Source organism: Parahaliea maris (assembly GCF_008064665.1).
In the GTDB taxonomy this organism is placed as follows: domain Bacteria; phylum Pseudomonadota; class Gammaproteobacteria; order Pseudomonadales; family Halieaceae; genus Parahaliea; species Parahaliea maris.
The window spans coordinates 897550-923437 of record NZ_VRZA01000001.1 but is presented as its reverse complement, the minus strand read 5'-3'; the positions used below and the strand labels follow the sequence as shown (position 1 = coordinate 923437).

Genomic DNA, 25888 nt, shown 5'->3' with positions numbered 1-25888 from the left:
GCAGCAATGACCTAATCAGTGGCGAACAGGGTTAGCGGCTCCAGCGTCACCGGCTGGTTGCCGGTATCGAGATAAAGTGTGCCGCCGGCAATGCTGAGCGACAGGGAGCAATTGCGGGTCAGCAGCGCTGCGGCTGCCTGCACCTCGGGCCAGGCCAGTTGCAGCACCTGCAGGTGTGGCAGGCTTTCCATGGCCTCGCGGTTCAGGTTCCACCAGGTGTCGGCACTCTTGCCGTAGGCTACGACACTCACTTTCCGGGATATCCCGCAGGCCTTGCGCAGGCGGGCGGGTTCCGGCTGCCCCAGCTCAACCCAGTGCTCGATTTCCCCGCTGTCGCTGTGCTGCCACAGGTCGGGCTCGTCGGTGGTGGAAAGCCCCTTGGTAAAGTTGAGCCCCGGTGCGGCGAACAGGCCAAAAGACAGCACCCGCGCCGCCAGTCGCTCTTCGGTTTCCGAGGGGTGTCGCGCCAGGGTGAGGTTGTGGTCCTCGTATACGCTGCGGTCACTGTCGGCGAGTTGTAACTGGACTTTGTAAATCGTCGGTTTGAGGGCCATGGGCAGCTCCGTTCAGGGGGCGCGGATTGTAGCAGAATGCTGCCGGACGTCAGGCCGACTGGCGCTCGTCCCGCAACTGTTCCGCGGCGTGGGCGGCAAAGCCCGACCCCGCCTGGGCATAGAGGTTGAAAGCCGAAATGCCGTAGCGTTCCAGTTCCTCTGCTTCCTCTTCGAAGCGAACCACAGCGGCAATACGGCCCTTGTAGCCCAGGTCCTCCAGCAGGCGGCCGACCAGTTTGTTCTCCTGGTGGTTGGTCAGGGCCAGCATGATCAATTCGATGTTATTGAGGTCCACCCGGTGCCAGAAGTCCGGGTCGGAGGCATCGGCGGCCACTACCCTCCGATGGGCCGCGCGATGGGCTGCCAGCTTGCGGTCGTTGTCGTCCACACCCAGCACCTCGGAGCCGTACACTTCGGCGATGGACTCGTAGGCACCGGTGCCGATGTTACCCATGCCGAGCACCATGACCCGGGTGTTGCGGGTGTCCGGGTGGGTCGCGCGCACCTGCGCTGTTTCGAAGGCTTGCAGCCGATGGCACCAGCGGCGGTAGATCTTGTGGGAAAAGCGATTGAGGGGCGAGGCGATCAGGAAGCTCACGGCGATAGCCAGAGAGATGGCGCCGGACCACTGGGCATCCATCCAGCCGGCGCTGGCGGCAATGGCCACCACGATCAGGCCAAATTCGCTGTAGTTGGCCAGCGACAGGCTGGCCAGGAGCGCGGTCCGTGGCGGGGTATGCAGGCGAGTCATCAGCAGGAAATAGAGCGGCGGTTTGATCACGGCCAGCACGCCGATCACCAGGGCCAGCACGATCAGTTCGCCGCGCGGCCAGCCGGCCAGGCCAATGGTGAGGAAAAAGCAGACCAGGAACAGGTCCTTGAATTGCAGCAGGTTGCGCGACAACTCCTTCGCTTTCTGGTGGCCGGCGAGCACCGCACCGATCAGCAGAGCGCCAAGGTCGCCCTTGACGCCGGTGAGCTCGAACAGTTGGGCGCCGCCCACGGCGAGGGCAAAGCCGAACAGGGTGAACAATTCGCCGTGGCCGCTGAGCGTCAGCAGGCGCAGGATCACGCCGCGCAGGGGAATGAAGAGCAGAAGCAGCAGGGCCTCGGGGCCGGGTACTTTGCCGGCGGAAAAGCCGAGGAAGACCACGGCCGCCAGATCCTGGATGATCAGTATGCCCACCGCCAGCGCCGCGTGACGGGAAGCCATCTCGCCGCGTTCCTGCATCACCTGGATAACAAATACCGTGCTGGAGAAGGTCAGCGCGAAGGCGCCCACCATGCTGGCACTGAAGCCCAGCGCCAGGCTGGGTACCAGCTTGCCAGCCAGGAAAAACACCCCGAGAAAAAACAGCTGTAGTAGCGCCATATGGGCCAGGGTGGTGCCCCAGACCCGGGTCTGCAGCAGGTCCTTGATCTGTAGCTTGAGGCCGATGGTAAACAGCAGCAGGGTAATGCCCACTTCCGACAGCACCTGCAGGATTTCACCCTCCACCACCTGTAGTTCGTGGAGCAGAAAACCGGCGCCGAGGTAGCCGATCAGGGCGGGCAGGCCGACTGCCCGGCTGGCCATACCGCAGGCGAGTGCGATCAGAATAATCAGTGGATCAAGCATGGAGTTACCGCTGCCAGTGTGTGCAGTTCGGGATTATACCTGCCTGCGGTGATGGATAATTGACGCCGCTCACAAACTGGGTTGGTGGCGCAGGGCCCAGAGGACCCTGGTGCTGAGCAGAATGACGATCGCATCAATAGCGGCGAGGGTGCTGGCGCTGGCCGAGTTATCGAGGCCATAGCTGAACCACAGGTGGGCGGCCGGTAGGACGATTGCCACAAACAGGCTGAACCGCGACTGCCCGGAAAGGCCGACGCTCATCAGCAGGTAAACGCCGCCGGTCAGCGCAGTGAGCAGGCCGCCCTGGGTGAGCGGACCGAGCCAGAGAGTGGCTACCTGCCAAACGCCACTACCCGCTACCAGCAGGGCAGTCAGTTGGCGCAAGAAATGTATGTTCCGGTGCAGCATGTGGTCTCCGCGGTCCCACCGCGAATGTACCACAGTGCTGCAACCGGTGTGGTTACAGCGGCAACCGGATTATTCGGAGGCCGCCTCCGGGGTGAAGTTCACCAGTTCGGCACCACCGTCCACCAGTTCCCCGGGCTGGAAGTAGAACGCCTCTACAATGCCGGCCGCAGGAGCGCGAATGGTGTGCTCCATTTTCATCGCCTCCATCACCAGCAGGGCCTGGTTGGCTTCTACCGTGGTACCCGGGGCAACCAGCAGGTTGACCACGGTACCGTTCATGGGGGCGGTGAGACCGCCGGCGCTGCCTGAACTGTCTGCCTCGCCGGTATCCGGGCGCACGTCACTGAAGGTGATGGCCCCGGACGACAGGTAGAGAATGAAGTCCTCTCCCGTGGCGGCCAGGGTGGCACGCTGGCGATGGCCGGCCACTTCGAAGCTCAGCGTATCGCCGTCCAGTTGGCCTTTGATCGTCGTTTCCTGGCCGTCTACACGCAGGCGGTAGGCGTCGCCCAGCCAGTCGGCGCTGACCGCCACCTCGCGGTCGTGACAGCGAACGTTGAGCAGTTGCGTGTGCGCCTCGTTGAGGCGCCAGGCGTTGTGGGAAGCCCAGGGGGTGTACGGATCCAGGCAGGAGCCCGGGCGATCCTGCTGCTGGCGATAGAGCAGCAGGGCGAAGGCGGCCAGTGGCAGTTCACTGGCCAGGTCCTGCTCCCGTTCGTGGAAGATCAACTCGCTGTGACGCTCGATGAACCCGGTGTCCAATTCGGCGGCGCGGAAGGGCGCGCTGGTAGCCAGGTTGTAGAGGAAGTCCACATTGGTCACGGTGCCGCCGATGCGGTATTCGCTGAGGGCTCCGGCCAGACGTTGCAGGGCGCGCTCCCGGGACTCGTCCCACACGATGAGCTTGGCAATCATCGGGTCGTAGTAGACGCTGATCTCGTCGCCCTCGCGAACGCCGGTATCCACCCGGACGTTGGCGGATTCCTCCGGCGGTTGCAGGAAGGCCAGGGTGCCGGTGGCCGGGAGAAAGTCGTGGGCGGCGTCCTCGGCGTAAACGCGGGCCTCGAAGGCGTGGCCCTGCAGGCGAATTTCGTCCTGCTGCAATGGCAGCAACTCGTTGCTGGCGACCCGCAGCTGCCACTCCACCAGATCCTGGCCGGTGATCATCTCGGTGACCGGGTGCTCTACCTGCAGCCGGGTGTTCATTTCCATGAAGTAGAAGCTGCCGTCCTCGTCGAGCAGGAATTCCACCGTACCCGCACCACTGTAGTTGATGGCCCGGGCGGCCTGGACCGCGGTCTCGCCCATTTCCCGGCGCAGCGCTTCGGTCATGCCCGGTGCCGGCGCCTCCTCAATGACCTTCTGGTGCCGGCGCTGCACGGAACAGTCACGCTCCGCGAGGTAAACCCCGCTGCCGTGGTTGTCACAGAACACCTGGACCTCCACGTGACGGGGCTTGGTCAGGTATTTCTCCACCAGCATGGTGTCGTCGCCGAAACTGGCGCTGGATTCCCGTTTGGCGGCGGCCAGTGCCTCGTCGAACTCCGCGGCACTCCACACCTGGCGCATGCCCTTGCCGCCACCCCCTGCGGTGGCCTTCAGCAGTACCGGGTAGCCCATCGCATCGGCCGCCTGCTTGAGGACAGCCGGATCCTGGTCATCACCGTGGTATCCCGGCACCAGCGGTACGCTGGCTTCCTCCATGATCTGCTTGGCGGCGGACTTGGAGCCCATGGCATCGATGGCGCTGGCAGGCGGGCCGACAAACACGATACCGGCTTCCTCGCAGGCCCGGGCAAAGCCGGCGTTTTCCGACAGGAAACCGTACCCCGGGTGGATCGCGTCAGCGTCGGTGTCGATCGCGGCCTGAATGACCCGCTCCGCCACCAGGTAGGACTCGCGGGCCGGCGCCGGGCCAATATGCACCGCCTCGTCCGCCAGTTCCACGTGCAGGGCATCGCGATCGGCGTCGGAATACAACGCCACCGTGGTGATACCCATGCGACGCGCGGTTTTGATGACGCGGCAGGCGATCTCGCCGCGGTTGGCAATCAGTAGCTTGCTGAACATGGCTCAGTCCTGTTTCCAGCTGGGGGAGCGTTTATTGAGAAATGCCGACAGGCCTTCCTGGCCCTGGTGTGACACGCGGATATGGGCGATCCGGGCGCAGGTGTCCTCGATCAGGTCGTTGGTGATGTCCTGCCCGGCCACGCTGTTGATCAGGTCCTTGGCCGCGCGCACGGCTTCGGGCCCATTGCCCAGCACTGCGTCGACCAGCTGTGCCAGCGCACCGTCGAGCTCGGTTTCCGGAACGACTTCACTGAGCAGCCCGAGCCGCAGTGCCTGTTCCGCAGCAAAGCGCTCGCCGGTGACAAAGTAGCGCCGCGCCGCCCGTTCGCCGATGGCGCGGATGACGTAGGGGCTGATGGTGGCCGGAACCAGGCCGATCTTGACCTCGGATAGGGCGAAACTGGCGCTCTCGGAACCGACGGCCATGTCGCAACAGCTCACCAGGCCAACGGCGCCGCCGAAAGCCGCTCCCTGTACCCGGGCGATGGTGGGCTGGGGCAGTTCGAACAGGGCCTTCAGCATGCCCGCCAGGGCCTCGGCGTCTTTCATGTTGTGACCGTAGTCGTAACCGGCCATGCGCTTCATCCACGCGAGGTCGGCGCCGGCGGAGAAGTTCTTGCCCTCGGAGGCGAGTACCACCACCCGCACGTCATCGCGCTCGGCCAGTTCGTCGAAGGTTACGCGCAGTTCGGCGATGATGGCATCGTCGAAGGCGTTGTGTTTTTCGGGGCGATTGAGGGTGACGGTGGCGACGCCCTTATCGCTTACGGTTGTGCAGACTGTTTGTTGGTCCATTCTGTTGTAGTCCCGTGGTTCTATTGTTCTATCGGAGGCGGCATCCGCAACCCGCAAGGGCCTTCCGCGACACGCTGTGAATACGTCCATGTACGCTCGTGCTCGGCATCCATGCCTCACACGGTCGCTGCAGGCCCTTCCGGGTCACGGACGCCGTCGACCTATGGCACTTCGACCAACCTTGCCAAGCTACTACTTTTACTTTTGCCCGTATGCCACTTCTGCTCGGGATGGGCAGAACGAAACTGCTTGGCGTCGAATTGGCGCGGCGCGGCGTCGCGTAGCGGGGGAGCCCTCGGAGGAACGTCAGCGGCCAGGGACGGCCGCTGCCGAGCGCACATGGATGTGCTTGTAGCGTTTCCGGAGAGGGCTCCCCCGCTACGTGATGCCTGACAGGCACCGAATCACAACCTGCGTACCCAAGCATAAAGAATCACATCCTGAACACGCCAAACTTCGACTCCGGTACCGGCGCATTCAGCGAGGCTGAAATCGCCAGTCCCAGCACCATGCGCGTGTCCGCCGGGTCGATCACCCCGTCGTCCCACAGGCGTGCCGAAGCGTAGTAGGGGTGCCCCTGGTGCTCATACTGCTCCAGCACCGGTTTCTTCAGGGCCGCGATCTCCTCGTCCGTCATCTCCACCCCTTCCCGCGCCAGCTGGTCCTGCTTCACCGTGGCCAGCACGCCAGCGGCCTGCTCGCCGCCCATCACCGAGATGCGGGCGTTGGGCCACATGAACAGGAAGCGCGGGTCGTAGGCGCGGCCGCACATTGCGTAGTTACCCGCGCCAAAGGAGCCGCCGATGATCACGGTGAACTTGGGCACATCGGCACAGGCCACCGCATGGACCATCTTGGCGCCGTGCCGGGCGATGCCGCCGGCCTCGTACTGCTTGCCGACCATGAAGCCGGTGATGTTCTGCAGGAATACCAGCGGTGTCTTGCGCTGGGCGCAGAGCTCCACAAAGTGGGCGCCTTTCACTGCCGACTCACCGAACAGGATGCCGTTGTTGGCGACGATGCCGACCGGGTAGCCGTGGATGCGGGCAAAACCGCACACCAGGGTCTCGCCATAGAGTGCCTTGAACTCGTCAAACTCGCTGCCGTCGACCACCCGGGCAATGACTTCCCGCACGTCGAAGGGCTGTTTGGTATCGGCCGGGATTACACCGTAGATATCGTCCACCGGGTAGGCGGGTTCCATCGGTTCGCGAATATCCATGCTCACCGGCTTGACCCGGTTCAGCCGGCCTACCGCGTTGCGCATGAGCTGCAGGGCGTGGTGGTCGTTATTGGCGTAATAGTCGGTCACGCCGGAGGTGCGACAGTGCACATCGGCGCCGCCCAGTTCCTCGGCTGACACCACTTCACCGGTTGCCGCCTTCACCAGCGGTGGGCCGCCGAGGAAGATGGTGCCCTGGTTTTTGACGATGATGCTCTCGTCGGCCATGGCCGGCACGTAGGCGCCGCCGGCGGTGCAGGAGCCCAGTACCGCGGCAATCTGGGGGATGCCCATGGCGGACATGCGGGCCTGGTTGTAGAAGGCGTGGCCGAAGTGCTCGCGGTCGGGGAAGACCTCGTCCTGCAGGGGCAGGAAGGCACCACCGGAGTCTACCAGGTAGAGGCAGGGCAGGTGATTTTCCTGGGCGATGGTCTGGGCCCGGCCCTGCTTTTTCACCGTCAGTGGATAGTAGGTGCCGCCTTTGACCGTGGCGTCGTTGACGAAGATCATGCACTCCTGGCCCGCCACCCGGCCGATGCCGGTGATGATGCCCGCGCCGGGGACGGGGCTGTCATAGACCTCGTAGGCGGCGAGCTGGCTCAGTTCGAGAAAGGGCGCACCGGGGTCGAGCAGGGCGTTCAGGCGTTCCCGGGGCAGCAGTTTGCCACGGGCCGTATGCCGCTCCCGGGCCTTGGCGCCTCCACCTTGGTGGATTTGGGCCACTTTTGCCTTCAGGTCATCGACCTGGCGTTGCATGTTCTCGCGATTGGCGAGGAACGCTTCGTCGCGGGGATTGATGCGGGTCTTCAACACACTCATCGGGTCACTTCCCTGTTAGCGGGTTTCGTTGAACAGCTCGCGGCCGATCAGCATGCGGCGGATCTCTGACGTGCCGGCGCCAATCTCGTACAGTTTGGCGTCGCGCAGCAGGCGGCCGGTATTGGCTTCGTTGGTATAGCCGAAGCCACCGAGGGTCTGGATGGCCTGCAGGGCCATCTGGGTGGCTTTTTCGGCGGTGTAGAGAATCACGGCGGCGCAGTCCTTGCGGCTTTCCTCGCCGCGGTCACAGGCGCCGGCCACGGCGTAGAGGTAGGCGCGGCTGGCGCTGAGGTCGGCGTACATGTCTGCCAGCTTGCCCTGCATCAACTGGAACTCACCGATGCTCTGGCCGAACTGTTTGCGGTCGTGGAGGTAGGGGACCACTTCGTCCAGGCAGGCCTGCATGATGCCTACTGGGCCGCCGGAGAGTACGGTGCGCTCGTAGTCCAGCCCGCTCATCAGCACTTTGACGCCTTCGCCCTCACCGCGCAGGATGTTCTCCGCCGGTACCGGGGTGTCTTCAAACACCAGTTCACAGGTGTTGGAGCCGCGCATGCCCAGCTTGTCGAGCTTGGGCGAGCGTGAGAATCCGGGGAAGTCGCGCTCGACGATAAAGGCGGTGATGCCCTTCGAGCCCGCTTCCGGGTCGGTCTTGGCGTAGATCACGTAGACATCGGCATCGGGGCCGTTGGTGATCCACATCTTGGCGCCGTTCAGGTAGTAGGTGTCGCCTTCCTTGCGGGCGCTGAGTTTCATGCTGACTACGTCGGAGCCGGCGTTGGGTTCGCTCATCGCCAGGGCGCCCACGTGCTCGCCGCTACACAGTTTCGGCAGGTATTTGGCCTTCTGCGCTTCGTTGCCGTTCTTGCGCAGCTGGTTGAGGCAGAGGTTGGACATGGCGCCGTAAGACAGACCGACGGAGGCGGAGGCGCGGCTGATCTCTTCCATCACAATGGCGTGGGCCAGGTAGCCGAGGTTGGAGCCGCCGTATTCTTCCTCCACGGTGATGCCGAGCAGGCCCATGTCACCGAACTTGCGCCAGAGGTCGGCGGGGAATGCATTGTCCCGGTCGATCTGGGCGGCGCGCGGGGCGATCTCCTTCTGGCACATCTGGTAGACAGCGTCGCGCAGCATGTCGAGTTCTTCGCCGAGGCCAAAGTTGAGAGTGGGGTATCCGGTATTCATCTGCGTGTGTCCTGAACGTTGGGTGGTGGTGTCACTTCCCGTGGGAATCCTTGAGGGATTGCTCGCAGAGCGCCTGGACTTCATCAAGGCCGGCGAGCATCTCGTCAATGTCTTTCTTTTGCTGCAGCAAGCGCTGGCGCTTTTCTGTGACGGTGCTGATAAGGGAGTGTAGCTGCTCCTCGTTGTTGTGTTCCGGGTCGTAGAGGTCGATTACTTCAACACTTTCCTGCAGGCTCATGCCAATGCGTTTGCCGCGCAGGATCAGCTTGATCCGGACCCGGTCAGCCGGCGTGTAGAGCCGCTTCTGCCCTTCCCGTTGGGGGTGGACCAGGCCCTTTTCCTCGTAGAAGCGAATGGTGCGGGTGGTTACACCAAATTCGGCGGCGAGGTCGGAAATGCTGTAGGTCTTGTCCTGCATGGTTGGGCCCGGGTCTGAGATGAGTGAACTATAGACCAAGTTAACGTTAACGTAAACGTAATTTCAATCAGATATTGCTATATACAATTGCTATATACGTGGTTCCACACTATATTTGAGTGTGCTCAAACTTGCAGGGATTCACCATGGCTACTGGAACCGTTTTTGAAAACAATCGAACGCAGTCTGTCCGCCTGCCGGCGGAAACCCGTTTCCCTGAAGGCGTGAAGAAGGTTTCTGTTCGGGTGCGCGGCAAGGATCGCGTGATCTCACCGGTCGAAAACACCTGGGACAGTTTTTTCCTCGGCGATTCCGCTGCCAGCGATGACTTCATGAGCGAGCGAGCAAGCCAGGAGCAATCGGAGCGTGAGCCGCTCTGATGCTGAAGTACATGCTCGACACCAATATCGCAATCTACGTTATCAAGCGCCGCCCGGTTGAGGTCATGGGTACCTTCAATGAGCATGCTGGGCAATTGTGCATGAGTGCAATCAGCCTGGCTGAACTTCTGCACGGTGTTGAAAAAAGCGCCAGGCCGGCGCAGAACCTCAACGCGGTTGAGGACTTCGCGTCGCGTCTGGAGGTGCTGGGCTACGGCGCCAGGGCAGCCAGTCATTATGGTGATATACGTGCCGACCTCGAGCGCAAAGGCACACCGATTGGGATTAACGATCTGCACATTGCCGCACACGCCCGCAGTGAAGGCCTGGTATTAGTTACCAACAATCTCGGCGAGTTTGAACGTGTCGACGGGCTCCGAACGGAAAACTGGCTGTAACGACAGGAAAAGCAATGTAACACCAGGCGGCTAATGCGGCCCCTGAATGTACCTGGCGTGCCTGTCGATCACACCGCGTAGCGGGGGCTGGTCCGCCGCGGCGCTGACTTCGGTGCTCTATCAGGCAGCCTGGCTGCTGCTGGCACTTGCGTTTTCCGGGCGAGGAAGCAGCGGCTTGCGTACCACGGGCCACAGCAGTTCCTCTGCCCAGTGCAGGCGTGGGGAGATGGGCAGCCCGTAGTTTTCCTGGCGTGCATGGGGGATCTTTGCGGTACCGAACAGCACGTCAAAGAGGAAGACGGTGATTGCGTAATTGCCGTTGGGGTGGGCGGTGCGTCCGTAGGCGTGATGGGCATGATGGGTATCGGGTAGCGTGATGACGCGCTCTATCACCCACCACAGGCCCTGGAGTGGTGCTGGCGTACGCTCGCGCAGCCAGAGGTCCCAGCGAAAGTTGGAATGTGTGGCCAGGTTGACCAGAAAGGTGATTAACACGGCGGTAAAGTAGGCCTGCGCCTGTCCGAAGTAGACGGCGAAAGCCCCCATCCAGGTTTGCGGGAGCATGAAGACCCAGAAAAAGTTGTAGCGGTAGATAACTGCCACGTTCAGGTTCTGTGCGCTGTGGTGGGTGCGATGGATTTTCCACAGGGTGCGGTTCTGGTGTGAGAACCGGTGCAGCCAGTAGTGCGCCGCCTCTTCAGTAAGGAAAATCACCGGGAACGCCAGCCAGAAAGGCACCCAGGCGAGGCCGCCGGACTGTTGTGGGAATAGCTGTACCACCAGCCAGCCGGCAAAGGTGCCTATCGCTGTACCGGCGACGATCAGGTTGGAAACCATGCCGAACAGCATGAACAGGAAGTCGCGCAGGGGGCGGGGTGAGCGGTGCAGCCGGCCAGTGCACAGTTCAATAGTGAACAGCGCCAGGAAGCTGAACAACGCGATCAGTCCCAGTAGTTTGAAGATATCCATTATTGCTCTCTCCCTGCCGGCGCCTGCAGCCCGGCCACTGAATAGTGAATGAAATCGTCGATTCGCCAGCCCAGCGCCTCAATAGTGGCGTCAAGTTCCCCGCCGCGGATTTGGGTGTCCCACTCGGCCACCACCTGCACGGTGTGGAAACCCTGCAGGCGCAGGCGTTCCTGGCGAATGTGTTCCGGCCATTGCAACAGATGCTGTTCGGCCAGGGTGGAGGTCCTGCGAATTGCGGAAGAACGGGCGCGGTTGCGCATGAACAGGTCGCGCCACGGCGGGCGCTGGGTGAGCTGTACCAGCAACCCCAGGTACCGGGCGCCGGTATCGCTCAGTAACTCCTCGGCCAGGGGGCGAACCATCAATGCCACAAGGGCCTCCAGAGAGGGGAGCTCCGACTCCGCCAGCAACCGGCTGAGCTGCTGCTCCCGGCGCCGGTTGACCGGGCCTACCCGATAGTTGATCAGCGCTTCCACCAGCCCTTCGAAGGAGCCGAAGTTGTAATTCACCGCGGAGTGGTTTTTCTGTCCTGCCCGGCGGGCGATTTCGCGGCTGGAGACGCCGTCCACACCCTTTTCGGCAATCAACTGCTCGGCGGTATGAAGCAGGGTGAGGGCCGAGCTGCTCAGTTCGGGGAGCTCGGTCTGTGCGATATCTGGGTGTGTTGGTATTTGCATGGGGACTACGTTAAGACGACTGTCTTATTAAGTCAACTGTCTTAATGTAATTCGTGGTGTGAGGGGCGGGAGCCCCGGAAGGGCACACCGTTTGTTGGGGGGCAGCGCTGGGTGTCAGTGCTGGGGGTTGCGCGCGAGTTGCTCCTGCAGGCGAGCCTTCATGGGCAGGACCCAGCTTTCCTTCAGTCTGGGTGACAGCAGCCCGGCATCCTCGAGTTCATCACACAGGTGCATCTGGTGTGCGAGGTCGAACAGGTCGAACTGGCGAACAATCTGCGCGTTGTCATCGAGGGTGATAAAGGAGATGCCCGGCGTCTGGAAATGGCTGCCATCCGGGCGCTGGCCGGGGCCGCGATTGAGCCAGTGGGTGATGAGGCGGTTATCCGAGCCGACGTAAACCCCTTCATAGGGAAAACTCCAGCCCTCCCAGCCCACCTGCATGTCGCGTCCGTAGTGGGTCGCCTTGATCTCGTCGATGCCGCGGGCAGTGACCTCCATGACGCCGGCATATTCGCAGGTGTACACGCAGTCCCGGGCATACAGTGTGTCGACAAAAAACGTCCATTCATTGGTCCGGGAGGCCTCTTCGTGGGCATCGATGAGTTTTTGCGCCGTGGCGCGGAGGGTGGCGTCGTCGAGGGCCATGGGGCTGCTTCCCTGATTGTTATGGGTAGATCGATCCAGTGTAGTGGGGCGCTGGCTTCGCCACCACGGGCGTTGTCTGGTGAGTTGAACTGCTCTGGCATTTGCTATCATCGGCCTCTCGATTGATGTGAGCTGTAAACCCATGCCAAAGACTGTGATATTGCCCATGCTGGCCGACGGCGAGTTTCACTCCGGCCAGGCGCTGGCCGAGACGCTGGGGGTCAGCCGCACCGCGGTGTGGAAGCAACTGAACCGGCTGGAGGACCTCGGCCTGGAGCTGGAATCGGTGCGAGGCCTGGGCTACCGCATACCGGGTGGGCTGGAGTTACTGGACGCGGCCGAGGTGCGTGCGGGGCTGTCACAGCGGGCCGGTGAGCTGATCGGCGACCTGCTGCTGCTGGATACGGTGGACTCGACTAACGCCGAGGCCCTGCGCCAGATCGAGTCGGGACGGGCGCGTGGCCTGGTCTGTTCCGCCGAGCAGCAGAGTGCCGGCCGGGGTCGTCGCGGCCGCACCTGGGTCAGCCCCTATGCCCGTAACATCTACCTGTCGGTCGTGTGGGAGTTCAGCCAGGGCGCTGCAGCGCTGGAGGGGCTCAGCCTGGCGGTAGGGGTGGCGGTCGCCCGTGCGCTGGAATCCCTCGGTGTGCCTGCCCTGCAGCTCAAATGGCCCAACGACCTGCTGGCCGGCGGCGCCAAGCTGGGCGGCATTTTGCTGGAGATGGCCGGCGATGCCTCGGGTGCCTGCCAGGTGGTGGTGGGGGTGGGGCTCAACGTGCGCATGCCAGAGCGGGCCGCGGGGGAGATTGACCAGGCCTGGACCGACCTTTTTCAGCTGTGCGGCGAGGCGCCGCCCTCGCGCAACGCTCTGCTGGCGGCTGTATTGAATGAATTGCTGCCCCTGTTGGCAGGCTTCGAGGGAGCGGGGTTTACACCCTGGCGCGAGGCCTGGATGGCGCGCGACGCCTACGCCGATTGCCCGGTTGTGGTACGCAGCGCCGACAGGCAGATCGCCGGAACTGCCCGTGGTGTCGACCAGCGGGGTGCGCTGCAGCTGGAAACCAGCGTGGGTATCCAGTCCCTGTTCGGGGGAGAGCTCTCAATGAGGCCGCAAGCTTGAGTCGGGGCGCCGGGCCCTGCCTGCAACTGGACGTGGGCAACAGCAGCGCGAAGTGGCGAGTCGTACAAGGCGACACGTTGCTGGGGCGAGGCAGTTACCGTGAAGAAGACCCCGTCAGCAGGGAGGAACTGTTGGCCTGCTGTGAGCAACCGGACTACATCTGGGTGTCGAGCGTGGCGAGTGCAGAGCAGGACTCAGCCTTGTCACGCTTGCTGCAGGAGCGCTGGAATGTCGAGCCCTGGTTTGCCCGCTCTGAAGCCGAAACCCTTGGCCTGCGCAACAGCTACACGGAACCGGAGCGGATGGGAGTGGATCGCTGGCTGGCCATGCTGGCGGCCCGTGAGCGATCCAGAGGGCGGCTTTGTGTCGTCGACGCAGGATCCGCCCTGACCATCGACCTGGTGAGTGCAGCGGGCGAGCACGAGGGCGGCTATATCATCCCCGGCCCGGACTTGATGGAACGGGCACTGCTGCTGGATACCGATCGGGTCCGCTTCTCCGAGGCATCTGACTACAGGCTGGATCCCGGGTGTTCCACCGCCCAGGCGGTGCGCCACGGCATCGCCCTGGCTCAGGTCGGTGCCGTTCGGCAGGCGCTGGCGGAAGCCGGCTCTGAGCTGCACCTGGTACTGACTGGTGGCGGTGCGGCATGGCTTTACGACCAACTGGGCCGTTGCGGGGAGTTTATCCCCGACCTGGTGCTGGATGGCCTCCAGTTGCAGGGTGAGCTGAGGGCGGCCTGAAGATATTGCATCCTCGCCCGTGTAGATTAGAATGCGCGCTTCTGGATGAGGCACCCTGCCGGTGTAGCTCAGTTGGTAGAGCAGCGCATTCGTAATGCGAAGGTCGTAGGTTCGACTCCTATCTCCGGCACCATTTTCTTGCATCCGCCGGGGTGTTCTCCTATTATTGCCGCCCTTCGCGGGATGGGGTGCCTGACAGGCCCAATTTCCGCAGAAGTCGGGTGATTGGCTGGCGTAGCTCAGTAGGTAGAGCAGCTGATTTGTAATCAGCCGGTCGGGGGTTCGATTCCTCTCGCCAGCTCCATTTCCCCAAGCGCTTAGCAAACGACAGAAGAATAAACAGCCGCAAGACGGCGATTGCCAGAGGGCGCACTGGATTGACAACGCCTGACCCGGAAGGGGTGACGCGCCTTCCCTACCAGATTTCCCATCCCCGGGAGCCGTTGGCCATTTTGCGCGAACGCTTCAGTGAGTATGGCTACCTCTTTTTCCCTCGGGCCGTAGATGCTTCGCTGTGCAGTGCGCTGCTCGATAGCATCCTCGAGCAGTTGCATCCCCACGTCACTATGGACCGTGACAGCGGCGTGCCGTGCCTGGTCGGCGAGCCCTTCTTTGAAACGGATCTCGTCTGGGATGAGGTGTATCCCAAGGTTCAGTGCCTGGAGGATTTTCACCGCTTCTTCCACCGGCCCGAGCTTGCGCGGCTGATGGCCCTGGTGTCGGGAGAGGACCCTTTTGTCTACCCGATGAAGATGGCCCGCATTGCTACCCCCCGCAAGATCGGTTTTGAGACGCCGCCGCACCAGGACGCCTATTCCCATCACGCCGGGCCAACCATGGCGGGTGTCTGGGTGGCCCTGCACGACGTGGACAGCAGTATGGGGCGGGTGACTGTTCTGCCGCGCTCGCACACGCGCGGGGTACGACAGGTGTTCGAGGCAGACGGAGTGGGCGGCGTTCAGTGCCACATTTATGAAGACGAAACCGAGTGGCACGTGTCCGATTACCGGCAGGGCGATGTACTCCTGTTCCATTCGGCGACGGTGCATAAGGCGGAGCCAAACACCGCCAGCGAGCGGGTGAGGATCAGTGTCGATACCCGTTTCTGCGATCACGGCGCCCCGGTGTTTTCCACCAACCTGGAGCCGCACCACGGTTGGCGTATTCCGGGGCTCGACTGGCCGGCGATCTACGGCGGCTGGAAAAGCAGAGACGGCCAGTACTACTGGAAGGACTACCCGGGCCTGTTTTGAGTGGGCGCACTCCCTCCCGTTCCGCGGTCTGAGGCGCTCGGTTAGAGGATATTGGCAGAAGCCATTACACTGGGTCCCTGGGGAAGTTTTGCGAAAGGACGGGGGAGTACTGTGTCTCTAGGGGTCAACTGGCTGCGGGCGTGGTTTTACGGGCTGGTCATCACCGCGATGTTCGCGTTCTATGCGATGAATTCGGGTATCACAATCACCAATGACGGCAGTCATTTTGCCCTGTTTGATGCGGTGGTCAGTAATGGCTCGCCTGAACTGGTGCAGGTCAGGCAATTCGCTTTCGGGGACAGTGCCCTGTATGAGGGCCGGTATTATTCAGACAGGAACCCCGGGCTGGCACTGCTGACAGCCGCCGCCTACAAGGTGACGGGCGGGCTGGAGCCGGTTCTGGCGCCAATCCGCCTGGATCCCAAATTTGCCCGCAATTACAGCTATGGCCAGCGGAAAAGCATTCCCTTTGTGATGCTGGTGCCGGCGCTGTTTGCGGGTTTGCTGCTGCTGGTGATGTACGGGTTGAGTCGGGAGCTGGGAGCGTCGGAACTCAGTGCCATGCTTGCCAGCCCGTCTGTGCTGTTTGGCACCATTCTTTTGCGCTATTCGACGCTGTTCTATTCGCACATTGTTGCCGCTGCGCTGCTGTCGCTGAGTGTGTTGCTGTTCTTCCGGTTTCGCAAGCGGGGAGGGTGGGTGTGCCTGGGGAACGCCTGCTTTCTGTTCTCGCTGGCCGTTCTGGTGGAGCATTTGATGGTGCTGGCGGGGCTTCCCCTCGCCATCTACTTGCTGTTTTGTGCGCGAGAGCGATTGTTGCGCCCACTGTCACTGCTGGTGGCCGCTGCTGCTGCGATGATTCCGATGGCCGTTCTGATGGTCTACAACTGGGTGTGCTTCGACTCACCTTTTTCCATTGCCCACTTTCACCACTCGACGGACGCCGCCAATCACCAGCTCTCGACGCTACTCAGGGTGAGTCATTCCTTCGATGCGGCCATCAACCTGTTTTTTGGCGCCCCGAAGGCAGAAGTAGGGCGGCAGGATCTGGTGGGGCTGTTCAGCCATTCTCCGTTTCTCCTGCTGTGCCTGGCCCTGGCGCCGTTGGCGGTTCCCGGGTGGCGGTACAAGGCGGAGGGAGTGGTGCTGTTGGCGGCTTTTCTGCTGCTGGTGGCCGGCGGGGCCAGCGTGTTCGCTCCCTACGGGGGCTGGGATCGCGATTACCGGTACTTTGTGGCTGGCGTGCCCCTGTTGGCGCCGCTGGTGGCGCTCGTACTGGACTTCCTGGGCAGGCTTCATCGGGGGCGGGCGGCGGCACTGGCTCGCGTGGCAGTGGTTGGGCTGATTCTGGTGCTGTTTCTGTATTCCGTGCGTCTTCAGTTCGAGCATCTCCGGCACCCGGGTCAGATCCCCTATGATTCCCTGTGGGTGAATCTCGGGGCCAGCTTCCAGAATGTTGGTGTCGCCCTGGCGCTGGTTCTGCTGCTCATGGGGGTAATTTATTTCGCGTACAGCAAGTTTTCCGGCCGGAGCGATCGATAGTTTCCTGGGGGTCTAGCGGGGTGGTTGAGGAAAGGGCGACATTGTTGCAACGAATACCGGTCACTCGATTCGGGCTGCTCTGGGCGGGATTGGCCGCTCTGGTGATTACGGCAGCTTGCCTACCGCTGCTAGCCTACGGTCCCCAGGCCGGGCACGACCTGATACTGCTCTTGCCCTGGGCGCAGCACTTCGCAGAGCAGGTGTTGGCGGGAGAGCTCTATCCCCGCTGGTTGCCAGGCCTCTATGGCGGCGCCGGTTCCCCGGCCTTTTTCTACTACCCTCCGCTGGCATTTCAGATCTCGAGCCTGGCGGTTCTGGCGTGTGGCAGTTGTTCTCCGCTGGTGCAGCTCGGTCTGGCGGAGTGGTTTGTCGTCTTGCTCTCGGCCGGCACCTTTGCCTGGTTCGCCAGGGTTCACGCTCCCCTGCCAGCGGTCGCGGTGGGTGCCCTGTTTTACGCTCTGGCTCCCTATCACATTGCCATGGACCTCCTGTTTCGTCAGGCCTTCGCCGAGGCCAGTAGCTACATCTGGATACCGGTGGTTTTTGGTGCCATCGATCGGTTGGCGTCCAAAAGGGGGATCACCCTGCTCGCCATTGGCTATGCGCTGCTGCTGATGACCCATCTCCCCACGGCGTTGTTGGTTTCGCCCTTTCTCGCCCTGTATTCCTGTTCCCTGGCGTACAACACAAGGCGCAAGGACCTGCTGCTGCGGGCGATGGCCGGAGGCAGCCTGGGGCTGTTGCTCGCCGCGATCTATCTGCTGCCCGCACTCACTCTGCAGGACGCGGTGTCCATGGAGAAGCTCTGGGGTGAGCAGTATCACTATGATCGCTGGCTGTTTTTCAATAACGAAAATCTGGCTGACAAGCGCCCCTTCCTGGAAGCCGGTATGGCGGCCCTGGCCCTGCTGGTTGTGGCGTTGCCGGGGTTGTGGTTCCGACCTTCGGGTTGCCAGTCCTGTCTGTTGGTATTCCTGGCGCTGGCACTGACAGGGTGTTGGTTCCTGATGAGTACGCCCTCGGCCTGGCTGTGGGGCATGCTGGAACCGCTCCAGCGAGTGCAGTTCCCGTGGCGGCTGCTGGTGATGCACGACTGGGTTGTCAGCATGGCGGTTACCCTGTGCCTGGGGTTTGCGCTTCGCAATGGAAGGCCTGTGGCGCTGGTTTACTCGGCCCTGGTAGCGGTGGTGGCCATCCTGCTTTGTGGATACTTTCTGTACCAGCAATACCAGAATCACTTCGCCAAACAGGATGATCCCCGCCAGCAGCAGCGCCTGGAGTATGTGCTGGCCACCGGCTACAGTGCCAGTGAGTACCTGCCTGCCGATCTGGACATTCGAGTAGCCCGATTTGTGGCTGTGGCGGCGCGGGCCCCGCTACTTGCTTTCGACGATGGCAAGGGGGAGCTCACGCTGGAGAAACAGCGGTCCCGAGAGCTGGTTGTGGCGGCCGCGCTTGAGGAGCCGGTTGAATTGATACTCAAGCAGTTTTACTACCCTGGCTGGACGGCTGTCCTCGAGTGGCCGAACGGGCGGGTAACGAACCTCCCAGTGCGGTCGCACTCCCGGCTCAGGCTGTTGACACTGGACCTTCCGGCAGGGGATTTTGAGCTGCGGCTGGCGCTCCGGCCCGGCTGGCAGGAACTGCTCGGGCGGACCCTGTCGGTATCGGGGGTTTTGGCCTTGGGGGTCCTGGCCTATCTGGGGCGGCGCTCAAGGCAATTATTGGATAACAACAAAGGGATACAGCAATGACTTCATCATCTGATACCGCTGCGGACAACCTGGTACTGATCGATATTCAGGACGAGGTTGCCCTGGTCACCCTGAACCGCCCGGAGGCTTATAATGCCCTGTCGGCAGCGATGACTGCCGCCATCATCGAGGCTTTCGGTGCCCTCTCAGCCGACCCCTCGGTGCGTGCGATTGTCTTGACGGGCAAGGGCAAGGCCTTCACCGCCGGGGTCGACCTCAAGGAATTGAAGTCTGAGGGCGGGGCGGCCATGAGCGCCGACAATCTCGGGACGGACGCACCCCTGGTGCGGGCCCTCAGCGAGTGCGAAAAGCCGATCATCGGTGCCATCAACGGCTTTGCTGTTACCGGCGGTTTTGAACTGGCGTTGGCCTGCGATTACCTCTACGCCGCGCGTTCAGCCCGCTTTGCCGATACCCACGCCCGGGTCGGCCTGGTTCCGGGCTGGGGCCTGTCGCAAAAACTGCCGCGGCTGGTGGGCATTAATCGCGCCAGGGAGATCAGCTTCACCGGCAACTACTTCAGTGCCGAGCAGGCCTGCCAGTGGGGGCTGGTGAACGAGGTGTGTGAGGACAGTGAACTTGTGGGCCGGGCCCTTGCCTCGGCGCGCGATATCGCGGAAACCCAGCCGGAGGCGCTGCGCCGCATCCGGGCGTTGATGAATGAGGGGTGGGAACTGCCGCTCGGCGAGGCGTTGCGGGTGGAGGGCGAGCGCTCCGGTGCCTATAACAGCACGATCGAGTTCGACGTGATGGAAAAGCGCCTGGAGGAACTCCGGGCGCGCGGCCGCAAGCAGTAGCGGCCGGGCCGGGGTGCCCCCGATCGCTGCGCCTGTGCCTGGGCGTCAGCGATCCTGGGGAAGACGCCCCATCCGTTGTAGCCACCAGTTACCGCTGTATTTGCGATAGCGCTTGTTCTTGCGGGTGCTGTTGTGGGGGGTGCGCAGCGTCTCCAGGGCGGCTTCCAGGTCTCCCTCGGCCCCAACGAACTCCCAGAAGCGCCTGAAATCGCGGTCGGCCTCCTCCAGCTGAAAGTCCATCTTGTGGGTTTTGTCGCGCAGGAACAGTTTGATGTTGGTGGTGACCGTATCGCAGTAGTCCATGCCGACCGCAAAGGCGTCTGCGTTCTCGTCCAGGCCGCGCAGGATGCCGCGGCTGTAGGCGCGCATGATGCCGTGGGAGAACCGGTAGATGTGGCTCTGGGATACCTTTTCCGGGCTGCGTGTCAGGTGGACATAAAGCGCGTTATCGCCGTATTCCCGGTCCAGCCTGCCCAGTAACCAGCTCAGGCGATTGTCGGCCTCGATGTGGTTGTCGGGGAAGGCCATGCGCTCCGCTCCCAGTTGCCCGCTGCGGGTTTCGTGGCCGGCGCTGTAGTTGTCGATGTGTCGACACGCTTCGATGATGGAGGTGGACCCGCAGCGGCCAGTGTTCAGGATAAAGACGTTCATGAGGGCAATGAGCTGTGGGGCGTCAAACTGGGGAACTCCGTGGGAACTCGACAATGGGTGCTACCTGGGTCGCCGGGGTTCGGCGGGCCACTGTTAATTTGTAGCAAATTTCGGTGGTTATCGGCAATTGGGCAAGAGAAGTTCCATTATAGGTTGACGCGCCTCGATCGTGATGTGAATATTGCCGCCGCGTCGCCAGCCCCCTGTGGCAGTCGTGCTGCCAGGAGCGTTTTTCGGGGGCAAATCCCCTTATTTACCTCCCGAAAGCCCAGTGACAGCCCTTCGCGAAAAACAGGGGATTTATTGGTTGACAAGGTCGTGCGGCGTCTGGACAATATGCCGCCTTCTGGGAGGGGTTCCCGAGTGGCCAAAGGGATCAGACTGTAAATCTGACGCGAAAGCTTCGGTGGTTCGAATCCACCCCCCTCCACCAAGATTTTGTATTGAAATCAATCAGAAGCGTAACGCAACTTGAGTGATTTCAGTGTGGCTTGGAAGTCCGCGCAGGGCGCGGTGGGGCCGGTTTTGGCCGGCCTGTTGAGAAGTGTGGCGGGTATAGTTCAATGGTAGAACCTCAGCCTTCCAAGCTGATGATGCGGGTTCGATTCCCGCTACCCGCTCCAGTTGGTTGTGAAAAGCTCATATAGCTCAGTCGGTAGAGCACTTCCTTGGTAAGGAAGAGGTCACCGGTTCAAATCCGGTTATGAGCTCCACACCCTCGAGGTGTGCAATCAGCTAAAACGATTTTTTAGTGGTGCGTTTCAACTGCATGGCATATGCCGCTGTGATAGGAGACCGTCGTAATGGCAAAGGAAAAGTTCGAACGTAGTAAGCCCCACGTCAACGTGGGTACCATTGGTCACGTTGACCACGGTAAAACTACCCTGACAGCGGCGCTGACCCGCGTTTGTGCTGAAGTATGGGGCGGCGAAGCCGTTGCCTTCGACGGCATCGACAATGCACCGGAAGAGAAAGAGCGTGGCATCACCATCGCGACCTCTCACGTAGAGTACGATTCTCCGAACCGTCACTACGCGCACGTTGACTGCCCCGGGCACGCCGACTACGTGAAGAACATGATCACCGGTGCGGCGCAGATGGACGGCGCTATCCTGGTATGTGGTGCGACTGACGGCCCGATGCCGCAGACCCGCGAGCACATCCTGCTGTCCCGCCAGGTAGGTGTACCCTACATCGTTGTATTCCTGAACAAGGCCGACCTGCTGGCAGAAGACTGCGGCGGTGCGGACACCGAGGAATACGAAGAGATGAAAGAACTGGTTGAAATGGAGCTGCGTGAGCTGCTGGACCAGTACGAATTCCCGGGCGACGACACCCCGATCATCTGTGGCTCTGCCCTGATGGCGCTGAACGGTGAAGACGAGAACGAGCTGGGCACCACCGCGGTTAAAACTCTGGTAGAGACTCTGGACAGCTACATTCCGGAGCCCGAGCGTGCGATCGACCAGGCGTTCCTGATGCCGGTAGAGGACGTGTTCTCTATCTCCGGTCGCGGTACCGTGGTAACCGGCCGTGTAGAGCGTGGCATCATCAAGGTGGGCGACGAGATCGAGATCGTTGGTATCAAGGACACCCAGAAGACCACCTGTACTGGCGTTGAAATGTTCCGCAAGCTGCTGGACGAAGGCCGTGCCGGTGAGAACGTGGGTATCCTGCTGCGTGGCACCAAGCGTGAAGAAGTGGAGCGTGGCCAGGTTCTGGCGATTCCGGGTTCTGTGACCCCGCACACCAAGTTCGAGGCAGAGGTTTACGTACTGTCCAAGGACGAAGGTGGTCGTCACACCCCGTTCTTCAAGGGCTACCGTCCGCAGTTCTACTTCCGTACCACCGACGTAACCGGCTCCTGTGAGCTGCCGGAAGGCGTTGAGATGGTCATGCCGGGTGACAACATCCAGATGGAAGTGACCCTGATTGCTCCGATCGCCATGGAAGATGGCCTGCGCTTCGCGATCCGCGAAGGTGGCCGTACTGTTGGCGCCGGCGTTGTAGCCAAGATCATCGAGTAAGGCTCGATACAGGGGTGGATCGCTGATCTGCCCCGCAAGCGACCAAGCCGAACCGCTTGAACAAGCAGTTCGGCTTCGTTGTCTCAAAGTGTAGAAGGATCAAGTTTAGGCCAGTAGCTCAATTGGCAGAGCAGCGGTCTCCAAAACCGCAGGTTGGGGGTTCGATTCCCTCCTGGCCTGCCATTATGGCAGGGGGCGTCGCAGGTACGGCGCCCACGAATAGGATTGTTTGATGAGTGTGGAAACCACCGGCAGCCGTTTTGACGCGCTGAAGTGGATTGTCGTATTCGCCCTGATTGCAGTGGGCGTGGTTGGCAACAGCTATTTCTCCGGCGAATCGCTGCTCTACCGCGTGTTGGCGCTGGTGGCGCTGGCGGCAGTGGCCGGTCTGGTGGCCCTGCAGACGGCGAAAGGTGCGGCGTTCTGGTCACTGGTCAAGGGATCGCGAACCGAAATTCGCAAAGTCGTCTGGCCTACCCGCCAGGAGACCTTGCAGACCACCATGATTGTGGTGATTTTTGTCGTTGTAGTGGCACTGATGCTCTGGGGGCTCGACTCCCTGCTGGGCTGGCTGGTGTCGCTGGCGATTGGATAGCGAAACGAGAAGGCTTAGCCGATGGCAATGCGTTGGTACGTGGTACACGCCTATTCAGGCTACGAGAAGAAAGTTGCGTCTGCACTGAAGGAGCGCATCGAGCTTCACGGTATGCAGGACCGCTTTGGCGATGTGCTGGTGCCCACTGAAGAAGTGGTGGAAATGCGCGCCGGCCAGAAGCGCAAGAGCGAACGCAAGTTCTTCCCCGGCTACGTGCTGGTGCAGATGGAACTGGACGATGACACCTGGCACCTGGTGAAAGAGACTCCCCGGGTGATGGGCTTTATCGGTGGCAAGGCGGATGCGCCGGCCCCGATTACCGAAGCCGAAGCCGCGGCCATTCTGCAGCGCGTGGAGCAGGGCGTGGAAGCCCCGCGTCCCAAGACGCTGTTCGAGCCGGGCGAAATGGTGCGGGTTATCGATGGCCCCTTCAACGACTTCAATGGCGTTGTCGAAGAGGTCAACTACGAAAAGAGCCGCCTGAACGTGGCGGTGCTGATCTTCGGTCGTTCCACCCCGGTGGAGCTGGAGTTCAGCCAGGTGGAGAAGGCCTGAGGTCTTTTCTCAAAAGGGGTCAGAGCCCTTTTTAAAGAAATCAGTAAAAAGGGCTCTGACCCCTTTTTAGACAATGGGGAGCCCGCGTACCGGGCGGCGCAAGTCGAAAGGTACAACGGCGTTTGCACCCGGGAGAGTCAACATGGCCAAGAAAGTAGAAGCTTATATCAAGCTGCAAGTGCCTGCTGGCCAGGCCAACCCGAGCCCGCCTGTGGGCCCGGCGCTGGGTCAGCATGGCGTGAACATCATGGAATTCTGCAAGGCGTTCAACGCCGAGACCCAGGGCACCGAGCCCGGTCTGCCGATTCCGGTTGTGATCACTGTTTACAACGACCGTTCCTTTACCTTCATCAAGAAGACCCCGCCGGCCTCCGTGCTGCTGCGCAAGGTCGCCAAGATCAAGAAAGGTTCTGGCACCCCGAACACCAACAAGGTGGGCAAGGTTACCCGCGCCCAGCTGGAAGAGGTTGCCACCCAGAAATGGCCGGACCTGACTGCCGCTGACATGGACGCCGCCGTGCGCACCATCGCTGGCAGCGCCCGTTCCGCCGGTATCGAAGTAGAGGGGGTTAACTAATGGCCAAGCTGTCCAAGCGCGTACGCGCATTCAAGGAAAAGGTCGATCCGGCCAAAGCCTACTCTCTGGAAGAGGCCGTTGGCCTGTTGAAAGAGTTCGCCACTGCCAAGTTCAACGAGACCGTTGAAGTGGCCGTGAACCTGGGCGTGGACGCACGTAAATCCGACCAGGCTGTGCGCGGCGCGACCACGCTGCCCCACGGTACCGGTTCCGACGTGCGTGTTGCCGTGTTCACCCAGGGCGACAACGCCGACAAGGCCCAGGCTGCTGGCGCCGACTTCGTGGGTATGGAAGAGCTGGCCGAGCAGATCAAGGGCGGCATGATGGATTTCGACGTGGTTGTCGCTTCACCCGACGCCATGCGTGTTGTAGGTCAGCTGGGTCAGCTGCTGGGTCCGCGCGGCCTGATGCCGAACCCCAAGACCGGCACCGTAACTCCGGACGTCGAGACTGCGGTCAAGAACGCCAAGGCTGGTCAGATGCGCTACCGCACTGACAAGAACGGCATTATCCATGGTGGCATCGGCAAGATCAGCTTCGAGCTGGACGCCATCAAGGGCAACCTCGAAGCAGTACTGGCTGACCTGAAAAAGGCCAAGCCCGCCGCTGCCAAGGGCGTTTACCTGAAGAAAATCACCCTGTCCACTACCATGGGCCCGGGTGTTAACGTCGACACCGCTTCCGTCGACGCTTAAGCAGTATTGATCGGGCGGCCCCCACAAGGGGCTGCTCCTCAAGGCTTTCCATGGAGGGAGAGTCGGTCGACCGGGCAGGGGCCTACGCGGCGCCAACCGGTCAACTTTGAGGTCTTTGGAACAGGCTGTGGCCACGTCGAGAGACGGGCCCGATTAGCTGAGAACTGAAGGCCATCAAAGACCGTAGGTGGCACTGCAATAACAGGCTGGCAACAGCTTAACGCAGCGCCTTAATTGCGATCAACCCGCGGGAGAAAGTTTCCCGTGACGTCGATCAAAACCTACGCAGATGGTGGATACGTTCACCACGCAAAGCGGTACCGCCATAGGTTTGGCAGTACTTAACTTAGTCATCCAGGAGTAATACCAGTGGCAATTGGACTCGAAGACAAGAAAGCGATCGTAGCTGAAGTTAACGAGACTGCCACCAGTGCACTGTCCCTTGTTATCGCCGATGCACGTGGCGTAACCGTGGACGGGATGACAGCCCTGCGAGCCAGCGCGCGCGAAAATTCAGTGACCCTCCGTGTCGTACGGAACACACTGGCCAAACGCGCTCTGGAAGGAACTGACTACGAGTGTGTCAACGACGCACTGGTGGGTCCGTCCCTGTTCGGCTTCTCTATGGAGGATCCGGGTGCAGCGGCTCGACTCTTTAAAGACTTCGCCAAAGAGAACGACAAGTTCGAGGTGAAGGCACTGGCGGTGAGCGGCCAAATGCTGGGTGCAGACCAGTTGGATGTTCTGGCTAAGTTGCCTACGCGTGATCAGGCACTCTCAATGCTGATGAGTGTAATGAAAGCGCCGGCGACCAAGCTGGTCCAGACAATGAACGAAGTACCTGGAAAGTTGGTTCGCACGCTGGCAGCAGTACGCGATCAGAAAGAGGCAGCGTAATTCGCTGTCGAGTGAATTTCACTCAGCTAATTAACCTATTCACAGCAAATTGGAGAAATGAGTCATGGCTCTGTCTAAAGACGACATTTTGAATGCAATCGCTGAAATGAGCGTAATGGAAATCGTTGAGCTCATCGAAGCAATGGAAGAAAAATTCGGCGTAACTGCGGCTGCTGCCGTAGCTGCTGCTCCGGCTGCTGCTGGCGGCGACGCCGGCGGTGCTGCTGAAGAGCAGACCGAGTTCGACGTGGTTCTGACTGCTGCCGGTGACAAGAAAGTTAACGTCATCAAGGTAGTACGTGCAGTAACCGGTCTGGGCCTGAAAGAAGCCAAAGGCCTGGTCGACGGCGCTCCTTCCCCCATCAAGGAAGGTGCTTCCAAGGAAGAAGCCGAAGACATCAAGAAGCAGCTGGAAGAAGCCGGCGGCTCCGTCGAGCTCAAGTAAGCTCGACATTGGTCTGGTTTCATCCAGGCAAGGACAAGGCTGGTGGGCAATTTGCCCGCCGGCCTTTTCCCGCTTCGGT

The 25888-nt window shown here is 61.5% G+C and carries 27 protein-coding genes and 6 tRNA genes; 21 read left to right on the top strand and 12 right to left on the bottom strand.

The genetic code is table 11. The annotated features are described in order from the left end of the window. Nucleotides 1-11 precede the first annotated feature (11 nt). From FV139_RS04135 to FV139_RS04100, 8 genes are all read right to left on the bottom strand, one after another. Nucleotides 12-554, bottom strand: a complete 543-nt coding sequence (locus FV139_RS04135; RefSeq protein ID WP_148066933.1) for a YaeQ family protein — start codon at nt 552-554, stop codon at nt 12-14. A gap of 49 nt (nt 555-603) precedes the next feature. After that, entirely contained in the window at nt 604-2172 is a 1569-nt protein-coding gene (locus tag FV139_RS04130; protein ID WP_148066932.1) for a cation:proton antiporter domain-containing protein, read from the bottom strand. A gap of 69 nt (nt 2173-2241) precedes the next feature. Then, complete coding sequence (locus FV139_RS04125; protein WP_148066931.1) at nt 2242-2556, bottom strand: hypothetical protein; 315 nt, start codon at nt 2554-2556, stop codon at nt 2242-2244. 93 nt (nt 2557-2649) lie between these two features. After that, a complete protein-coding gene (locus FV139_RS04120; protein ID WP_148066930.1) occupies nt 2650-4650 on the bottom strand; it encodes an acetyl/propionyl/methylcrotonyl-CoA carboxylase subunit alpha in 2001 nt (666 codons plus the stop codon). A 3-nt stretch (nt 4651-4653) separates the two neighbouring features. Further along, a complete protein-coding gene (locus FV139_RS04115; protein ID WP_148066929.1) occupies nt 4654-5445 on the bottom strand; it encodes an enoyl-CoA hydratase/isomerase family protein in 792 nt (263 codons plus the stop codon). A gap of 433 nt (nt 5446-5878) precedes the next feature. Next, the gene (locus FV139_RS04110) at nt 5879-7486 is read right to left on the bottom strand and encodes a carboxyl transferase domain-containing protein (RefSeq protein ID WP_148066928.1); all 1608 of its coding nucleotides are present in this window, start codon (nt 7484-7486) and stop codon (nt 5879-5881) included. A gap of 15 nt (nt 7487-7501) precedes the next feature. Next, nucleotides 7502-8671, bottom strand: coding sequence for an isovaleryl-CoA dehydrogenase (locus FV139_RS04105; protein ID WP_148066927.1), 1170 nt, complete (start codon nt 8669-8671; stop codon nt 7502-7504). Nucleotides 8672-8702: 31 nt separating this feature from the next. Beyond that, nucleotides 8703-9089, bottom strand: a complete 387-nt coding sequence (locus tag FV139_RS04100) for a MerR family transcriptional regulator (protein WP_148066926.1) — start codon at nt 9087-9089, stop codon at nt 8703-8705. A 146-nt stretch (nt 9090-9235) separates the two neighbouring features. On the opposite strand from FV139_RS04100, the gene vapB reads away from it, so the two are divergent. Together vapB and vapC are read left to right on the top strand one after the other, a co-directional pair. Then, nucleotides 9236-9469 carry a type II toxin-antitoxin system VapB family antitoxin gene (gene vapB / locus FV139_RS04095; RefSeq protein ID WP_148066925.1) on the top strand — a complete coding sequence of 78 codons (234 nt, stop codon included), beginning with the start codon at nt 9236-9238 and terminating at the stop codon, nt 9467-9469. After that, entirely contained in the window at nt 9469-9867 is a 399-nt protein-coding gene (gene vapC / locus FV139_RS04090) for a type II toxin-antitoxin system tRNA(fMet)-specific endonuclease VapC (RefSeq protein WP_148066924.1), read from the top strand. Before vapB ends, vapC begins: the two co-directional genes overlap by 1 nt. A gap of 120 nt (nt 9868-9987) precedes the next feature. Here vapC and FV139_RS04085 read toward each other — a convergent pair whose 3' ends face one another. From FV139_RS04085 to FV139_RS04075, 3 genes are all read right to left on the bottom strand, one after another. Further along, nucleotides 9988-10836, bottom strand: coding sequence for a sterol desaturase family protein (locus tag FV139_RS04085; protein WP_148066923.1), 849 nt, complete (start codon nt 10834-10836; stop codon nt 9988-9990). Continuing rightward, the gene (locus tag FV139_RS04080; protein ID WP_148066922.1) at nt 10836-11513 is read right to left on the bottom strand and encodes a TetR/AcrR family transcriptional regulator; all 678 of its coding nucleotides are present in this window, start codon (nt 11511-11513) and stop codon (nt 10836-10838) included. Before FV139_RS04080 ends, FV139_RS04085 begins: the two co-directional genes overlap by 1 nt. A 114-nt stretch (nt 11514-11627) precedes the next feature. Beyond that, entirely contained in the window at nt 11628-12158 is a 531-nt protein-coding gene (locus tag FV139_RS04075) for a nuclear transport factor 2 family protein (RefSeq protein WP_148066921.1), read from the bottom strand. Between the two features lie 142 nt (nt 12159-12300). Between FV139_RS04075 and birA the strand changes: the two genes are divergently transcribed. The 8 genes from birA to FV139_RS04035 all read left to right on the top strand — a co-directional run bounded on the left by birA (nt 12301) and on the right by FV139_RS04035 (nt 19367). After that, a complete protein-coding gene (gene birA, locus FV139_RS04070) occupies nt 12301-13278 on the top strand; it encodes a bifunctional biotin--[acetyl-CoA-carboxylase] ligase/biotin operon repressor BirA (RefSeq protein WP_148066920.1) in 978 nt (325 codons plus the stop codon). Continuing rightward, nucleotides 13275-14021, top strand: coding sequence for a type III pantothenate kinase (locus FV139_RS04065; RefSeq protein WP_235898514.1), 747 nt, complete (start codon nt 13275-13277; stop codon nt 14019-14021). Before birA ends, FV139_RS04065 begins: the two co-directional genes overlap by 4 nt. A 57-nt stretch (nt 14022-14078) precedes the next feature. After that, a tRNA-Thr gene (locus tag FV139_RS04060) sits at nt 14079-14154 on the top strand. Between the two features lie 95 nt (nt 14155-14249). Beyond that, a tRNA-Thr gene (locus tag FV139_RS04055) sits at nt 14250-14325 on the top strand. Between the two features lie 73 nt (nt 14326-14398). Continuing rightward, the gene (locus tag FV139_RS04050; protein ID WP_235898512.1) at nt 14399-15274 is read left to right on the top strand and encodes a phytanoyl-CoA dioxygenase family protein; all 876 of its coding nucleotides are present in this window, start codon (nt 14399-14401) and stop codon (nt 15272-15274) included. Between the two features lie 111 nt (nt 15275-15385). After that, complete coding sequence (locus FV139_RS04045) at nt 15386-16816, top strand: hypothetical protein (RefSeq protein ID WP_148066919.1); 1431 nt, start codon at nt 15386-15388, stop codon at nt 16814-16816. Nucleotides 16817-16857: 41 nt separating this feature from the next. Continuing rightward, nucleotides 16858-18570, top strand: a complete 1713-nt coding sequence (locus FV139_RS04040) for a glycosyltransferase family protein (RefSeq protein WP_148066918.1) — start codon at nt 16858-16860, stop codon at nt 18568-18570. Further along, on the top strand, nt 18567-19367 hold the full coding sequence (locus FV139_RS04035) for an enoyl-CoA hydratase (RefSeq protein WP_148066917.1): 801 nt from the start codon (nt 18567-18569) through the stop codon (nt 19365-19367). Before FV139_RS04040 ends, FV139_RS04035 begins: the two co-directional genes overlap by 4 nt. Before the next feature lie 45 nt (nt 19368-19412). Here the strand turns inward: FV139_RS04035 and FV139_RS04030 are convergent, their stop codons facing one another. Then, nucleotides 19413-20072, bottom strand: a complete 660-nt coding sequence (locus FV139_RS04030) for a hypothetical protein (RefSeq protein WP_187276385.1) — start codon at nt 20070-20072, stop codon at nt 19413-19415. A gap of 295 nt (nt 20073-20367) precedes the next feature. On the opposite strand from FV139_RS04030, the gene FV139_RS04025 reads away from it, so the two are divergent. The 11 genes from FV139_RS04025 to rplL all read left to right on the top strand — a co-directional run bounded on the left by FV139_RS04025 (nt 20368) and on the right by rplL (nt 25809). Beyond that, a tRNA-Tyr gene (locus tag FV139_RS04025) sits at nt 20368-20451 on the top strand. Nucleotides 20452-20567: 116 nt separating this feature from the next. Then, nucleotides 20568-20641: transfer RNA gene (locus FV139_RS04020), tRNA-Gly, on the top strand. A 14-nt stretch (nt 20642-20655) separates the two neighbouring features. Then, a tRNA-Thr gene (locus tag FV139_RS04015) sits at nt 20656-20731 on the top strand. A 90-nt stretch (nt 20732-20821) separates the two neighbouring features. Beyond that, entirely contained in the window at nt 20822-22045 is a 1224-nt protein-coding gene (gene tuf, locus FV139_RS04010) for an elongation factor Tu (RefSeq protein WP_148066904.1), read from the top strand. Between the two features lie 107 nt (nt 22046-22152). Further along, nucleotides 22153-22228, top strand: a tRNA-Trp gene (locus FV139_RS04005). Nucleotides 22229-22277: 49 nt separating this feature from the next. Further along, nucleotides 22278-22640: a preprotein translocase subunit SecE gene (gene secE, locus FV139_RS04000; RefSeq protein WP_148066916.1), complete on the top strand. Its 363-nt coding sequence runs from the start codon at nt 22278-22280 to the stop codon at nt 22638-22640. 21 nt (nt 22641-22661) lie between these two features. Further along, nucleotides 22662-23195, top strand: a complete 534-nt coding sequence (nusG, locus tag FV139_RS03995) for a transcription termination/antitermination protein NusG (RefSeq protein ID WP_148066915.1) — start codon at nt 22662-22664, stop codon at nt 23193-23195. A 142-nt stretch (nt 23196-23337) separates the two neighbouring features. Further along, a complete protein-coding gene (gene rplK / locus FV139_RS03990) occupies nt 23338-23772 on the top strand; it encodes a 50S ribosomal protein L11 (protein WP_148066914.1) in 435 nt (144 codons plus the stop codon). After that, nucleotides 23772-24467 carry a 50S ribosomal protein L1 gene (gene rplA, locus FV139_RS03985; protein ID WP_148066913.1) on the top strand — a complete coding sequence of 232 codons (696 nt, stop codon included), beginning with the start codon at nt 23772-23774 and terminating at the stop codon, nt 24465-24467. The genes rplK and rplA overlap by 1 nt, the downstream gene beginning before the upstream one ends. Nucleotides 24468-24836: 369 nt before the next feature. Beyond that, a complete protein-coding gene (gene rplJ / locus FV139_RS03980) occupies nt 24837-25364 on the top strand; it encodes a 50S ribosomal protein L10 (RefSeq protein ID WP_148066912.1) in 528 nt (175 codons plus the stop codon). 64 nt (nt 25365-25428) lie between these two features. After that, the gene (gene rplL, locus FV139_RS03975) at nt 25429-25809 is read left to right on the top strand and encodes a 50S ribosomal protein L7/L12 (protein WP_148066911.1); all 381 of its coding nucleotides are present in this window, start codon (nt 25429-25431) and stop codon (nt 25807-25809) included. The last annotated feature ends 79 nt before the right edge of the window (nt 25810-25888 follow it).